We start from the raw sequence: 14,914 nt of genomic DNA, 5'->3' as shown, positions 1-14,914 counted from the left end.
GCGGTGTGGCGTCAAAAAGCAATGAGGTGTGAAGCTTAACGGGTTCCGGCGCGGGAAAGAAGCGTATTGGCTGATTCAGAACATTGGCGAAAGGCGCAGAAGAAAGCTCGATGTAATGCCGCATGTACTTGCTCGTACTCGCTTGTACTCAATAGCATTCGACCCATCATTCCCGGCACGGCATAACGGAGAAGGGATAACTTTCTAATTGGCGAGCGAAAGCGCGGCCGCAGGCGTCTTCTATTAATATCCCCGCTATTGTTGGCCGGATGCTTCGATACGCATCGAAACGTGCGACTATGTCGTCGCGCTATGCTTGATCCGACAACCGGAGACCGTCATGCATGCCCAGCCCAATCTGTCCGCCACCGCTTTTCTGATCGCCGACGCCGCGCGCGCCACGATGCTGATGGCATTGGTCGACGGCCGCGCGCTTCCTGCCGGCGAACTCGCTTATGCGGCCGGCGTCACGGCGCAGACGGCCAGCAGCCATCTGGCGAAGCTGCTCGACGGCGGCCTGCTCGCCGTGGAAAAGCAGGGGCGTCACCGTTACTACCGGCTCGCGAATCCGCATGTCGCCGTGGCGCTTGAAAGTCTCGCGTCGATCGGCACGCAACGGGTTGTACGTCGCAAATCGCTCGGCCGCGAAGCGGGCAAGTTGCGTTTTGCGCGCTGCTGCTACGACCATCTGGCGGGCCAGGCCGGTGTGGCGATTACGCAGCATCTGATGCAGCGCGGTTTTCTTTCCGCCGCGGACGACAAACGGTTCGAGGTCACGCCGGCCGGCGCGGCATGGTTTGGCAAGCTGGGACTCGATATCGCCACAGTGAAGCCGGGCCGGCACGGCATTGCGCGTCAATGTCTCGACTGGTCGGAGCGCCAGCATCATCTGGCCGGTCCACTCGGTGTGGGGTTTCTCGATCTGTTGTGTGCCAAGGGCTGGTTGCGGCGTGCCGATACCTCGCGGGCCGTGCAGATCACGCAGGAAGGCTGGGTGGGGTTGCGGGACCATCTGGGGCTGACGCCGGAGTCGATCGAACGTTGCGTGCCCGTCGAGGACCGTCCTTGAGTTTCCTCTACCGGCACGTTAAATTGCGGCTCGCGGTGCAGAGCGGTCTGGTTCGGAGAGGCAGTACGTCATCCGGTTTGTAACTCATTGGTAAGGATTGCAGATGTCGGATCAGGCTGGACGCGAAGACAGCGACATGCGTGCGCGGCTGGCCGAACGTAACGACGTCGCGCTGCTCGGCTGGGTCGCGGCGGCATTCGCTGCCGTGCTCGGTGCGTTGAGCCTGACGAAACGCTTGCCGGTCGATCCTCGCTGGTGTGCCGTGCTGGCGAGCGCCTTTGTCAACGTAGTCGTCGTCGCGATCTGGCGGCTGCTGCCACCACGCCGAGCGGCGGCGCCCGTCGAAGGACCGGCCTGGCAGCGCGGCGTCAGGTACCTCCGGCAATTCGTCTGGCACGACGCCGACACGCCTTCTTTCACCGGCATGCTGCGTCAGCTTCGCTGGCAACCGTGGTGCGTTCTTGCCGCTTGCTGTCTGGCCGTGGCGCTCGCGCTGACGGCGTTGAAGCCCGTCGCCCCCGCGATACTGATTCACGCGATGGTCTCGCCGTCGCTCGTGATCGTCAGCGGCGCGGCGGCGCTGGCGCTCGCGTTTCTCACCCTCGTCGCCGAACGTTTTTACGCGCATGCCGCCGAGCGGCCGGGCGCGTCGCGCGCGGTGTCGCTGGCCGGCATGTTGCGCGTGTTGCTGCTGTGCGCGCTCGCGGCGGCGTTGTCGGCGGCATGGTTTATTTACGCGCACAGGGCGCTCGATCTGGTCGTGCGGGCTGCCGCCGTGCTGTGCGCGGCGATTGCCGTCGAGATGGCGTTGCGCATGCTGTTGCTGTGGCTTTTCATGCCGCGTGCGGTCGACCGCGCGACGCATGTGCCAGCCAGCCTGCTAGCCGGGCTATTGCGTTTTGGCCGCTCGCCGCTGGCGTCGTTCGGCGCCGAATTGCACGACCGCTACGGCATCGATCTGCGGCAGAACTGGGTACTGCGCAGTTTCGTGCGCCTGCTGCCCGCCACGATCGCGGCTATGGCGGTTTGCGCCTGGTTGCTGACGTCGGTCGTCGTGTTGAACCCGGCTCAGCGCGCGGTGTATGAACGATTCGGCGCACCGGTCGAGGTCTGGTCGCCGGGCTTGCATGCCGGCTTGCCCTGGCCGTTCGGCAAGACGCGCGTGGTCGACAACGGCGCCGTGCATCAACTGATCGTGTCCGGCGGCGCGGACGACAGCAGCGTCGCGGCACCCGCTGCCGCGGCTGACGGTCCCACGCCCGAGCAATTGAATCGTCTCTGGGACGCGCAGCACCCGTGGGAAACGAGTCAGGTGATCGCCGGCGCGAGCGGCGATCAGCAGAGCTTCCAGATCGTCAACGCCGACGTGCGGCTCGATTACCGCATCGGTTTGAGCGACGCGGCCGCGCGCGCCGCGCTGTATCGCTCGGTCGATCCGGAGAGCACCGTACGGTCGATCGCCAATCGCGAGGTGATGCATTACCTCGCGTCGCATACGCTGGCGTCGCTGCTCGAAACCAGCCAGACCGTAATGGCGGAAACGGTGCGCAACGCCGTTCAGTCGCAACTCGACCGGCTCGGCAGCGGCATCGATGTGGTCGCGGTCGTGATCGAAAGTGTCCATCCCCCGGCGGGCGCGGCGGCGGCTTATCACGACGTGCAGGCCGCGCAGATCCGCGCGCAAGCCAGCGTCGCGCAGGCGCACGGATTTGCCGCGCAGGTGCTCGGCACCGCGCAGCAGCAGGCGCTGACCCAGGTCGCGAAAGCGAGCGCGCGGGCAGGCGACACGCTGGCGTCGGCGCGGGTGCAGCAAACCAATTTCTCGGCGGAAGCCGTTGCGTATCGCCTGGGTGGTCCCGCTTTCACGTTCGAGTACTACCTGGCCAAATTGCAGCAGGGCTTGCAGAACGCGCGCATTACCGTGATCGACGACCGGCTCGTCGCCGATCATCGCGCGACGCTCGATCTGCGCACTTTCACGGCCGGCGATCTCGCCGGCCTCCCTCGCGGCAACTGAGGCACGCGCCCCATGCCGGCGAGGCTGTTTTCAAGGTGAATTCATGAGTTTGTTGCATTCGCATGCGGATGGTCACGGGCATCACCATCACCACCACCATGGCGATCACGGTGACGCGCAGAGCAAACGGGGTGGCCCGTTCTATCTGCGCGTGCTGCTCGCGTTGCTGTGCGTCGCGATTGCGATCGCGGTGGCGAGTTTCATTTCCGTGCGGGCGGGCGAGGCGTCGGTGATTACGCGTTTCGGGCAACCGGTGCGCGTGCTGCTCGAACCCGGACTCGCGTGGCGCCTGCCTGCGCCGATTGAAGCGGCCGTGCCGGTCGACCTGCGCCTGCATACGACATCGAGCGGTTTGCAGGACGTCGGTACGCGCGACGGCTTGCGGATCATCGTGCAGGCCTACGTGGCGTGGCGCGTCGCCGCCGACCCGAACGACGTGCGCCGTTTCGTGCGCGCCGTGGGCAACCGGCCCGACGAGGCCGCGCAACAGATTCGCTCGTTGCTCGGCTCGTCGTTGCAGACCACGTCGGCGGGATTCGACCTGGCGTCGCTGGTCAATACCGATCCGTCGCGGGTTCGCGTTGCCGCGTTTGAAGACGCGTTGCGCACGCAGATCGACGCGCAGCTTTACTCGGCCTACGGCGTACACGTCGTGCAAGTGGGCCTTGAGCGGCTGACGTTGCCCGCCGTGACACTCGCGGCCACGGTCAGCCGGATGAGCGCGGAGCGCGAGACGGTCGCCGCGCAGCGCACCGCGGACGGCAATCGCGAGGCCGCGCAAATCCGTTCGGATGCCGACCGCGACGCCCGCCTCGCGGTGGCCGATGCCAACGTGAAGGCCGCGCAGATCGAAGCGCAATCGCGTCAGGACGCCGCCGCGATCTATGGCGCCACGTACGCGGGCAATCCCCGGCTTTACACGATGCTGCGCTCGCTCGACACGCTCGACACCGTGGTCAGCGCCAACACGAACCTGATCTTGCGCACCGACGCCGCGCCGTTCCAGGCGTTGGTGCAGGGGCCGCAGGACTCGAGCGGCGCAGGTGCGGCGGCCGCGCCGTCGGCGAAAAAAACCAGGGCCTCGCGATGAGCACCGACGCCGGCTTGCCGCCGCTCGGACCCGGCGCACAGGCGGTCCGCCTGTCGTTCTGGTTCGTCGCGGCCGTGGCGGTGCTGGCCGCGTGCGCGTGGGCAAGCTCGAACATCCAGCGTATTCCGCCGGATAGCCGCGCGGTTGTGCTGCGCTTCGGCGCGTTTGTCCGCACGCAGGACGCGGGCTTGCTGATCGCGTGGCCGCGTCCGTTCGAGACGACGTTGCTGGTGCCGGGCAGCGCGCGGGTGCTGGAGCAGCGTATTCAATCGCTCGAACGCGACCCGCGCGCGCGCGATGCCGATGCCCGCTTGCCGGACGCGTCGTCCCTGTCGCAAGCTTTGCCCGATGCGGATAGCGGCGCGGCCGGCCCGACGGATGTGCCGCCTGGCGGCATACCCGCTGTGTCGGACGAGAACGCCGCTCCCGAAGGTGCGCCCGCGCCTGGCACGTTGTTGTCCGACGCGCTCGCCGGCTCGGGTTATCTGCTCACCGGCGACAACGGCGTTTTGCAGTTGCGCGCCACGCTTTACTACCGCGTCGTCGACGCGTACGCGTACGTGCTGCAAAAAGACCGGCTCGATGCCGCGCTCGAACGGATCGTGTCGGCGTCCGCTGCGGCCGTCGTGGCGAAGCGGAATCTGGATGCGATTCTGGTCGCGCGGCCGGAGTTGTTGTCGGCGGATCAGCAACTCGCCGTGAAGCGCGAACGCTTGCGCGGCGATCTCGCGCAGGAGGTGGAGCGGCGTCTGCGGCAACTCGATGCGCAGCATGCGGGGCTCGGTGTCGAAGTGGCGCGTGTCGACGTCGAGGCGGCGTTTCCCGCTGCAGCGGTTGGTGCGTTCAATTCGGTGCTGACGTCGTTGCAGGTGGCCGAGCGCAGCATGGCCGAAGCGCGCACCGCTGCCGAGAAGATCCGTCAGGATTCGGAGCAGGACGCCGACCGGATCGTGCAGAACGCGCAAGCGAGCGCGGTCGAACGGGTGGCGACGGCGCGGGCGAAAACCTTGACCATTCAGCAACTGGAAGAGCCGGTGCGCAGCAATAGCGATCCGGGTCTGCTGGCGCGCGTGTATCGGGATCGCGTGCAGTCGATTCTCGCGAAAGCGGCCAGCGTGACGACGGTCGATCCGCACAACACGTCCAACCTGATTCTGCCGGGGAACGCGAAATGAGCGCGAGTATTGGACCTGTGAGGGGCGGGGAGGGGCGTGACGGACGTGATGGACATGCGGACGTGGAGCATTCGCACACAAAACATGCGCACACAGAACACTCGCACGCGGCACACGCCCCACATCGCCCAGCTTCCGCGCCGTCCATTCCACTCTCGGCCTCCGAGCAACGCACGGTAACGCGGCAAATCGCCTTGGCGCTTCTCGCCGGCGGCCTGCTGATACTGTCGACCGCCTGGCACGCGTTCGCGCCCGCCGATGAAGCGCTGTCCCAGGTGCTCGCGGGACTGGCGTCGCTGATCGTCGCCGGTCCGGTGTTTGCGGGGGCGTGGCACAGCCTCAAGTCGCCGAGTCTGCACGGCGTGACCGACCGCCTGATCGCACTCGCGATGCTGGCGGCGTGGGCAGTCGGCGACATGGCCACGGCAGCCTTGCTGCCGATCGTGATGACCTTCGGCCACGCGCTCGAGGAACGCAGCGTGCTCGGCTCGCAGGAAGCGATCCGCGCGCTCGGCCGTTTGACGTCGGGCAAAGTGCGGCGCGTCGGCGCGGACGGCTCGCTCGAAGAAGTGCCGTATGAAGCGTTGCAAGCCGGCGACCGGATCGAAGTCGCGGCCGGCGAGCGCATCCCTGCCGACGGCGTGGTGCTGCATGGCCAGTCGAGCGTCGACAATGCGGCGATCACCGGCGAATCGGTGCCGCTCGATGTCGACACGGGCGCGGCGGTGTTCGGCGGCGCGATGAATCTTGACGGTCCGCTGCGAATCGAAGTGCTGCACGCGGGCAAACAGTCGACGCTCGGCAAGATCATTGAACTGATGCAGCGCGCCGAGCAGGCCAAGCCGCCGATCACGCAGATGCTCGAACGCTACATGGGCGGCTATCTGTGCCTCGTGTTGCTGATCGCGGCGATCGTGTGGTTCACGTCGGCGAATGCATCGGCGATGCTGGCCGTGATCGTCGCCGCGTGTCCGTGCGCGCTGGTGCTCGCCGCGCCGTCGACGGCGATCGCCGGCATCGCGGTCGGTGCACGCCACGGCATTCTGTTCAGAAGCGCCGCGTTTCTCGACAAGTTCGCGCAGATCGATTCGCTGGTAATCGATAAGACCGGCACGCTGACTTACGGCGAATTGCGCGTTGAACGTGTGTTGCTGCAAGCGGGCGTCGATACGGCACAGGTGCACGAACTGGCGGCGCGCCTGGGGGGCAGCAGCGCGCATCCGGTGAGCCGCGCGCTGGTTCGCTATGCGACGGAGGCGGGGAGGGGCGGCGTGAGCGTGGGTGTGGGTGTCGGTGCCGGCGTCGAAGAAACGCCGCTGGAACATGCACGCGAATTGCGCGGGCTCGGCGTGGTGGCGGATACGGTCGACGGCGTCGCCGTGTTGGGTCGCCACGGTTTGCTCTCCGATTACGTGCAGGATTTGCCGGAGCCGCCGCGCGAGATCGACGGCCCTTGCGTCGGCCTGGCGTTGAACGGTCGACTGCTTGCATGGTTCGGTTTCGCCGACGCGCTGCGTGCGGAGGCGAAGCACGCGCTCGAAGATTTGCGCGCACTGGGGCTCACGCGTCAGACGCTGCTGACCGGCGACCGCGAGGCCGTCGCTCGTAAAGTGGCGGCGCAGACCGGTATCGAGATTGTCGTCGCGGAGGCGTTGCCGCACGACAAACTCGACTACGTGGTGCAGGAAATGGCGCAGGGCTATCACCCGCTCGTGGTTGGCGATGGCCTGAACGACGTGCTCGCGATCAAGGCCGGGCCGACGAGCGTGGCGATGGGCGAGCGCGGAATCGACATCGCGGTCGCCTCGGCCGATGTCGTTCTGTTGACCGACGACCTGCGTCGCATTGCGACCTGCGTGCGGCTCGGGCGGCGCTGTTTGCATACCGCGACGATCAACGCGGCGATCGGTCTGGCGTGGACCGTCGCGGTAATCGTGCTCGCGGCGACCGGCACGTTGGGCGCCGTGTGGATCGCGCTGCTGCATAACCTCGGCACGTTCATCGTGATCGCAAATGCGGGGCGGCTGCTGCGCATGGATGAGGATAGCGATTCGAGCGGCGTCGCACGCTCCGGCGGCGCGCAAGAATCGGGCGGCACAAGCGTTTCCGCGTGAGTGCGGGCGGGTTCAACGATGCAGCCCTGAAATGAAGTGGCACATCGGGCAAGCCCGCGGCCCGCGCTGGGATCTTGCCGCCGGCGAGGAGATCGCCGCAGCGGTTCCCAAGGCCGCATGGCAGCCTTGCGGTCATCAGCAGGTGGGCTGCGAGGCAGCTAACCCGCCGGCGCGCACCGTTCGTTACAGCCTTTACCGCGGCTGCATGCTGAATTTCATGGCCGCGCGCATGAACGTGAGCATCGATTCATTCGCCCATGAACCCAGCATCAACCCGGGCTCGGTTTGCAGCGCGTGACGGAGCCTCGAATGCGTCTCGGGATCGTCGCCCGCATAGCTTCGGAACAGATCGAGCCAACGTCGGGCGAGTTCGCGCGCGGGTGGCGATTCGGGTGTCGCGCCGGCGTCGAGCGCGTCGCGCACGTCGGCCATTAACTGCGGCCATTCCATTGCGCGCTTGCCGTAGTTTGCGCGCATGAAGCGAATCTCGTCGGGCGTCAGGTACTTTTCGTAGATCAGCATCTTCGTCTCGCTGAACGCGCGCAGCACGTAGTCGCGCAACTGGGTCGAAATGCCGATGTGCGCCTGCATCGACGGTTCGTTGTCGTGCATCAGATTCAGCTTCGCGACGAGGCGCGGGTCGCCGCCCGTGTCGCGCACCAGCATCGTCATCCAGCGATTCGACAACGCGCGCGCCGCTTCGCTTTCGGGCGGCACGCCGCTGTCCATCAACGCGCGGATCTCGCCGATCAGCGCCGTCCATTCCGGGTCCGGCGCCTGTGTATTGCGATACATCGGCAGGCGAGCGAGTTCGTCGGCGGAAAAATACTTGTCGTACATGGTCATCATCTCCAACGTGGTAAGCCAATCGCTCAGCTCCGGTTCCTCGCCGTCGAGCAGCATGCCGTGCAGATTCGCGAGGCGTTCGCGCAATCGCGCGGCCTGTTGAATCTGGCCGTCGAGCATTGCGATCTGACGCTCGACAATCACGGTGAGCGGGGTTTCAGGCTGAGCCAGATAGGTCTGAATCTCGGCGAGCGCGAGTCCAAAACGACGCATGGCCTGGATCTGATGGAGCCGGGCAATATCGTGACGGTCGTACAGCCGATAGCCGTTGTCGGCGCGCGCCGACGGCGTCAGCAGGCCGATTGCGTCGTAGTGGTGCAGCGTGCGGACGGTCAGTCCGCTGCGTCTCGCAAGTTCACCCACTTTCAACAGCATTCGAGCCTCCGGTCAGGGTTCACGATGGAGGTTAGAACCTTACGCTACGTGAGGGTCAAGAGGAATGAGCAGAGCACTCACGCTTAGGCAAAAAAACAAATTGTGGTTGTCTTGCTAACCAATTTGCGATTTAATGTAGCCATGTTCGATCACTGCCTTTACTTCAACTCTTCGGCACTCGCCCGGCTTACCGAGCGTGAGTGGACCACTGCGTACGCGCCGTTCGGATTGACGCCGGCGCAGGGTTTTGTATTGCGCGTGGTGTTGGCATCGCCAGGTTCGCTCAGCAGCGAGGTGGCGAGCCTGTTGGGCATCGCGCGGCCTACTGCAACGAGGCTGATCGACAACCTGTGCGACAAGGAACTCGTCGAGCGTTGCCAGGGCGAAGCCGACGCCAGGGAGTGGGGCGTTTATCCGACGCAGGCAGGGAAGGCGCTGGATCGACCCATCACCGAGGCCAGTGCGCAGATTGCCAGGACCTTGCGCTCGAAGATCGGGCGGGAATTGTTCGAATCGACCGTGTCAGGCATGCATGACGTGAGAAAAGCCCTCGCCTGAAGGGTTTTTCTATTCCAGATAGTTGTCTTGCTAATCAAAAAGGAAGGCCGAATGAAAACCAGCACGGCACATAGTGCAACGACGCGCCCACGCACGCCGTCGCCATCGTGGATAACGGAAAGCGGCTTGCGCTGGGCCTTGGGCGCGACGATCTGGCTGGTCGCCATGGTCCTCGTCGTCGTGGCGATCATTTACGCGCCGGACAGCACGCGCGCCAATACCCGGCTATGCCTGCAACAGGTCGCGAACGAAGAACACACGAGTCTCGAAGCCTTCTTCCAGAACCCGGCGCAGCAAGATGCGCTCGCGCAAGCCGTGACGATCTGCTCGCGCTGAACGCTGAGCGTTGCAGAAGTCGCCGCCTGCGCGATTCAAAACCGTCGCCATGCGACCTGATTTTCTAACTAGCGTGCTGCGGCATAGCCAGCGACTGATGCGCACTCACACCCGCCATCGCGCCCGCCGCCGAAGCGAACGTCGCGTTGGTCATCGCGTTGGTGGCGTCGCCCGCGGCATAGACGCCGTCGACGGTGGTTCGCTTGAATCCATCCACTCGAATGATGCGGCCGAGCGGCGCGTCGTCGAAAGCACAACCGAGTTGCTCGGCGAGCGGGCTCGTCATGTGCGTTTTCGGCGCGACGAATAGCGTGTCGATCGGGATCACGCGTCCGTCGGCGAGTCTCAGCGCGTCGAGATGGGGCGGGTCGCCGAGCAGTTCGACCACCGGCGAGCGTTCGATCCGAACGTCCCGCGCGGCCAGATGCGCGATCTGTTCCGCTTCAGGTTCGAAGTGGCCTTGCGTGAAATAGGTCGTCGGCCCCCACTCCGGAACGAGCAGCGCCTGATGAATCGACAACGCGTGACTAGCCAGCACGCCGAGACGCCGATCCCGCACTTCATAGCCATGACAGTACGGACAATGGACGACCGTCATTCCCCAGCGTGCCTGAAGTCCCGGAACGGCGGGCAATTCGTCTTTCACGCCGGTCGCGAGAATGAGGCGTGAAGCCGCCTCGATACGACCACCTGCGAGCGTGACCTCAAACCCATCCGCGACCCGTTCAGCCGCAACGGCTTCGCCTTTGACTATCTGAACCGTCGGGTACAACGCGAGTTGCGCCGCGGCCTCGTGGATGATCTCGGCTGGCGGTTTGCCGTCCTGGCCAAGGAAGCCGTGCGCGTGCGCAGCAAACCGGTTGCGCGGCAAGCCGGCGTCGACCACCAGCACACGGCGCCTGGCGCGCGCCAACTGCATCGCTGCCGACAACCCCGCGAAACTCCCTCCCACAACGATCACATCGTGCTCGCTCTGCATGTTTTCTCTCCCGTGTTGCGCGTGCGCCGCTCCGCCAGCCGGTTCGAGCGTCCGTTCGCATCTCATGAAACATCACGAGTTGCATGATAGGGCGATGCTATACTTCTTGCAACTTTTAATGTTGCGTGAGTTGATGCCACGCGATGCGGTGCGATAACGAGGTGAGCAATGAGAACCGACAGCCGGCTCTCGCGGATGCTGCACGTGCTGATTCACATGGATCGGCACGACGGTCCGCTGACGTCCGAAACGATCGCGCAGATGCTGCGCACTCACGCCGTGGTGGTGCGCAGAATGCTGGCGGGTCTGCGGGATCAGGGTTACGTGCGCTCTGAAAAGGGCCACGGAGGCGGCTGGGTGCTGGCCGAAGACCTCGACAAACTCACGTTGCTGGACGTCTATCGCGCGGTGGGCGAGCCGCCGCTTTTCTCCGAACTCCTGACGGACGACGACCCGCAATGTCTGGTCGAACAGGCCGTCAACGCCGGCTTGTCCAGGACCATGCAGGAGGCCGAGACCGCGCTGCTTGCACGGTTCGGCGAGTTGACGGTGGGCGCGCTTGCGCGTGACTTCGACGAACGCTTCGCGCGCGTCAAACAAGGCGAGCAGGGCGAGCAGGGCGGTTGAGCAGTAGACGAACCACCCGCCACCGCGTCGTCCCGTTCCAACGCAAACCCAACGCAAACGCCTTCGCGCCCGCCCGCAGAGGGTAAACACCCACAACATTTCCCCGCGACGGAAAGCAGCCAGAAGGCGTTGGTTTTTTATACTCCACGGCAAGCGCGGCACGAGACGATCCGTCAACATCGGACGAGTGCCCGCATATGGAGACCGTTTGACATGCCACCGTTCGCCCGCTTCACGGCGCTCGCCTCGACCGCCTGCGCGATCCTGCTCTGGACGCCCTATGCCCAGGCGGAAAAGCTGACGCTGATGACGGGCGGTGCCACCAAGATCGTCTACCTGCCGGTTACGCTGGCTTCGCGGCTGGGCTACTTCCGCGACGAAGGGCTCGACGTCGACATTCTGTCCGAACCCGCTGGTGTCGATACCGCGACCGAACTGATTGCCGGCGCCGTGCAAGGCGCGGTGGGCTTCTACGACCATACGATCGACCTGCAAAGCCGCGGCCTCGAAGTCGAAGCGATCGTTGTGCTCGCACGTTCCGCGGGACTCGCCGAACTCGCGTCGACGAAAGTGGCGAAGCCGATGCAAAGCATGGCCGACGCGCGCGGCCGGCGGCTCGGCGTAACCGGTTTCGGCGCCTCCACCGATTTCCTGAGCCGCTATCTGGCGCAACGCGCGGGTTTGTCCGCGAATGCCTATGCGGTTGTGCCGCTGGGTTCCGACAACAGTTTCGCCGACGCCATGAAGAACGGATCGATCGATGCCGTCATGGTCGAGGAACCCACCGCGTCGAAACTGCTCGCTGCCGGCACGGCGCAGGTGCTCGTGGACATGCGCAGTATCGAAGGCACGCGGCTCGCGCTGGGCGGCCCCTACGCCAGTTCCTGTCTGTACGCGCAGCGCAAGTGGGTCGCCGCTCATCCGGACGAAAGCCGCCGGTTGGTGCGCGCCATGGTGCGCTCGCTCGCGTTTATCGCCACGCACAGCGCCGATCAGATCATGGCCGTGCTGCCGCGCGATTTCGTCGGCGCGAACGAATCGCTGTACCGGCAGGCGCTTGCCGCGACGATGCCGTCGTTTTCGCGTGACGGCAGGATGCCCGACGGCGCACCGCAGACCGTGCTCGGCGCGCTCGCCGCGGTGAATCCGGAGATCGTGCCGCGTCACGTCGAACTGAGCCGAACCTATACCAACCGGTTCGCCGACGAAGTCAACGCCGTCGCGGCGCATTGAGCCGCATCATCTTCTTCAAGAGCACGGAACACGAGATATGAAGGCCATTCGCATCGAGCAATACGGCGGTCCCGAAGTGCTGCGCCGCGTCGATATCGGGATTCCGTCGCCGGGACCGGACGAGGTGCTGATCCGGGTGGGTTGCGCCGGCATCAATTTCATGGACGTCCATACGCGGCAGGGCAAATACCGCGAGTCGCGCACCTATCCGGTCCGCTTGCCCATTACGCTCGGCATGGAAGGCGCGGGCGAGGTCGTTCAGACCGGTTCGAACGTCACCTCGTGCGAGCGCGGCGACCGCGTTGCATGGTGTATTTCGTGGGGAGCCTACGCCGACTATGCGGTCGTGCCGGCGGCGCGTGTCGCGCGCATTCCTGACGCGATCCCGTTCGATCTGGCCGCCGCCGCGATCTTCCAGGGTTCGACCGCGCACTATCTGCTCGAAGACGTCGCGCGACTCGGTGCGGGCAGCACGTGTCTCGTGCATGCGGCGTCGGGCGGCATCGGCCAGTTGCTGGTGCAACTCGCGAAGCGGCGCGGCGTCACGGTGTACGCCACGACGAGTAGCGAAGCGAAAGCCGAGGTTGCGCGTGCGCACGGCGCGGACCACGTGATGCTCTACGACGACGGCGGTTTCGCCGACCGCGTGCGCGAGGCGACCCAGGGCCGCGGCGTCGACGTGGTGTTCGATGCGGTAGGACGCGCGACGCTGCGCGACAGTTTCCGCGCGACCCGCACGCGTGGCCTCGTGGTGAATTACGGTTCGGTCTCCGGCTCGCTGAACGATCTCGATCCGATCGAACTGGGCGAAGCCGGCTCCTTGTTCCTGACTCGCCCGCGTCTTGCCGATCACCTCGCCGATGGCGCGACCGTACAGCGCCGCGCGGACGAAATATTCGCCGCGCTGCAGGACGGCACGCTGAAAGTCGAGATCAGCGGCCGCTACACATTCGACGACGTCGAAGCGGCGCACGAAGCGCTCGAGTCGCGCAGTCAATTAGGCAAAGCCGTGATGACGATCGGCTGATCCCATCGCGTTTCCCTGAATCATGAAGCCGGACCCGGCGGCCACGCTGACCGCCGAGGACGTGTTCGTCCCTCACTACCGAGATCAACCCGACGATCGACGCCGGGCTCAACCACCGAGGTCACTATGACATCACCCTCCACGATCGACGCCACCGCGTCCGCCGACGCACCGCCCAAGGCGAGGGAATCGCGCGTCAAAGCGGTGTTCCGCGTCACCAGCGGCAATTTTCTCGAGATGTACGACTTCACCGTGTACGGGTACTACGCGGCCGCGATTGCCGCCACGTTCTTTCCGACCGGCAACGAATTCGCGTCGCTGATGCTGGCGCTGTCCGTGTTCGGCGCGGGCTTCCTGATGCGTCCGGTCGGCGCACTGGTGCTCGGCGCGTACATCGATCATCACGGCCGCCGCAAGGGTTTGATTCTGTCGTTGACGCTGATGGCGATCGGCACCGCGTGCGTCGCGTTCGTGCCGAGCTATGCGGCGATCGGTTTGCTGGCGCCGGCTATCGTGCTGTTCGGGCGCTTGCTGCAAGGCTTTTCCGCGGGCGTCGAACTGGGTGGCGTGTCGGTCTATCTGTCCGAAATCGCGACCAAGGGCAATCGCGGCTTCTATTGCTCGTGGCAGTCGGCAAGCCAGCAGGTCGCCGTGGTGTTCGCGGCGTCGCTCGGCGTGCTGTTGAACCGCCTGGTTCCGGCTTCGGAAATGAACGCATGGGGCTGGCGCATTCCGTTCATTGTCGGCTGCATGATCGTGCCGTTCCTGTTCTACGTGCGCCGTTCGCTGCAGGAGACCGAGGAATTCGCCGCGCGCCGGCATCGTCCGAGCATGGGCGAAATCGCGAAGTCGATGGTGCAGCACTCGCGTCTGATTCTCGCCGGCATGGGCCTCGTGATCATGACGACCGCGTCGTTCTATCTGATCACCGCGTACACGCCGACCTTCGGCAAGGTCGTGCTCAAGCTGTCCTCGCTCGATGCGCTGCTGGTGACGGTGTGCGTCGGCGTGTCGAACTTCATCTGGCTGCCGATCGCGGGCGCCGTGTCGGATCGTATCGGCCGTCGCCCGGTGCTGCTGGCCTGCACGGTGCTGGCGATTCTGACCGCCTATCCGGTCATGCAATGGCTGGTTGTGCAACCGTCGTTCGAGCGTCTGTTGATGGTCGAACTCTGGCTGTCGGTGCTGTACGCGTGGTACAACGGCGCGATGGTCGTCGCGCTGACGGAATTGATGCCGGCTCATGTGCGTACCACCGGCTTTTCGATGGCGTACAGCCTTGCCACGGTGATCGGCGGATTCACGCCGGCAATCTCGACGTGGCTGATTCATACTACCGGCGATAAGGCTTCGCCGGGCGCGTGGATGTCGTTCGCCGCCGTGTGCGGCGTGGTCGCCACGCTGATCCTGTACCGTTCTGCGCCGGCGCGGGAGCAATACAAGACCGCATGAACGCTTTGGGGATGGA

The 14,914-nt window shown here is 65.2% G+C and carries 13 protein-coding genes; 11 read left to right on the top strand and 2 right to left on the bottom strand.

The window, feature by feature from the left end:
- Nucleotides 1-340 precede the first annotated feature (340 nt).
- From HWY05_RS04975 to HWY05_RS04955, 5 genes are all read left to right on the top strand, one after another.
- Nucleotides 341-1,069, top strand: coding sequence for a helix-turn-helix transcriptional regulator (locus HWY05_RS04975; RefSeq protein ID WP_176057574.1), 729 nt, complete (start codon nt 341-343; stop codon nt 1,067-1,069).
- A gap of 103 nt (nt 1,070-1,172) precedes the next feature.
- Nucleotides 1,173-3,086, top strand: coding sequence for a protease modulator HflK (locus HWY05_RS04970; protein WP_244146492.1), 1,914 nt, complete (start codon nt 1,173-1,175; stop codon nt 3,084-3,086).
- A gap of 43 nt (nt 3,087-3,129) precedes the next feature.
- Nucleotides 3,130-4,176, top strand: coding sequence for a protease modulator HflC (locus tag HWY05_RS04965; RefSeq protein WP_176057573.1), 1,047 nt, complete (start codon nt 3,130-3,132; stop codon nt 4,174-4,176).
- The gene (locus HWY05_RS04960; protein WP_176057572.1) at nt 4,173-5,351 is read left to right on the top strand and encodes an SPFH domain-containing protein; all 1,179 of its coding nucleotides are present in this window, start codon (nt 4,173-4,175) and stop codon (nt 5,349-5,351) included. Before HWY05_RS04965 ends, HWY05_RS04960 begins: the two co-directional genes overlap by 4 nt.
- 194 nt (nt 5,352-5,545) lie before the next feature.
- Nucleotides 5,546-7,465, top strand: a complete 1,920-nt coding sequence (locus tag HWY05_RS04955; RefSeq protein WP_244146491.1) for a cation-translocating P-type ATPase — start codon at nt 5,546-5,548, stop codon at nt 7,463-7,465.
- 192 nt (nt 7,466-7,657) lie between these two features.
- On the opposite strand, the gene HWY05_RS04950 is transcribed toward HWY05_RS04955, so the two are convergent.
- Nucleotides 7,658-8,686 carry a MerR family transcriptional regulator gene (locus HWY05_RS04950; RefSeq protein WP_176057570.1) on the bottom strand — a complete coding sequence of 343 codons (1,029 nt, stop codon included), beginning with the start codon at nt 8,684-8,686 and terminating at the stop codon, nt 7,658-7,660.
- Nucleotides 8,687-8,827: 141 nt separating this feature from the next.
- On the opposite strand from HWY05_RS04950, the gene HWY05_RS04945 reads away from it, so the two are divergent.
- Together HWY05_RS04945 and HWY05_RS04940 are read left to right on the top strand one after the other, a co-directional pair.
- Nucleotides 8,828-9,244 carry a MarR family winged helix-turn-helix transcriptional regulator gene (locus HWY05_RS04945; RefSeq protein ID WP_176057569.1) on the top strand — a complete coding sequence of 139 codons (417 nt, stop codon included), beginning with the start codon at nt 8,828-8,830 and terminating at the stop codon, nt 9,242-9,244.
- A 51-nt stretch (nt 9,245-9,295) separates the two neighbouring features.
- A complete protein-coding gene (locus HWY05_RS04940; protein ID WP_035559038.1) occupies nt 9,296-9,580 on the top strand; it encodes a hypothetical protein in 285 nt (94 codons plus the stop codon).
- Nucleotides 9,581-9,644: 64 nt separating this feature from the next.
- Here HWY05_RS04940 and HWY05_RS04935 read toward each other — a convergent pair whose 3' ends face one another.
- A complete protein-coding gene (locus tag HWY05_RS04935; protein ID WP_176057568.1) occupies nt 9,645-10,559 on the bottom strand; it encodes an NAD(P)/FAD-dependent oxidoreductase in 915 nt (304 codons plus the stop codon).
- Between the two features lie 168 nt (nt 10,560-10,727).
- Here HWY05_RS04935 and HWY05_RS04930 point away from each other — a divergent pair, with 168 nt between their 5' ends.
- From HWY05_RS04930 to HWY05_RS04915, 4 genes are all read left to right on the top strand, one after another.
- Nucleotides 10,728-11,186, top strand: coding sequence for an Rrf2 family transcriptional regulator (locus tag HWY05_RS04930; protein ID WP_176057567.1), 459 nt, complete (start codon nt 10,728-10,730; stop codon nt 11,184-11,186).
- A gap of 213 nt (nt 11,187-11,399) precedes the next feature.
- Complete coding sequence (locus tag HWY05_RS04925; protein ID WP_176057566.1) at nt 11,400-12,419, top strand: ABC transporter substrate-binding protein; 1,020 nt, start codon at nt 11,400-11,402, stop codon at nt 12,417-12,419.
- 37 nt (nt 12,420-12,456) lie between these two features.
- Nucleotides 12,457-13,446 carry a quinone oxidoreductase gene (locus tag HWY05_RS04920; protein WP_035559025.1) on the top strand — a complete coding sequence of 330 codons (990 nt, stop codon included), beginning with the start codon at nt 12,457-12,459 and terminating at the stop codon, nt 13,444-13,446.
- 126 nt (nt 13,447-13,572) lie between these two features.
- Nucleotides 13,573-14,898, top strand: a complete 1,326-nt coding sequence (locus tag HWY05_RS04915; RefSeq protein ID WP_051980975.1) for an MFS transporter — start codon at nt 13,573-13,575, stop codon at nt 14,896-14,898.
- Nucleotides 14,899-14,914 lie beyond the last annotated feature (16 nt).

The organism is Paraburkholderia sp. BCC1876 (assembly GCF_902833695.1).
In the GTDB taxonomy this organism is placed as follows: domain Bacteria; phylum Pseudomonadota; class Gammaproteobacteria; order Burkholderiales; family Burkholderiaceae; genus Paraburkholderia.
The sequence above is the reverse complement of the archived record's forward strand: the minus strand, read 5'-3'. Positions and strand labels throughout refer to the sequence as shown.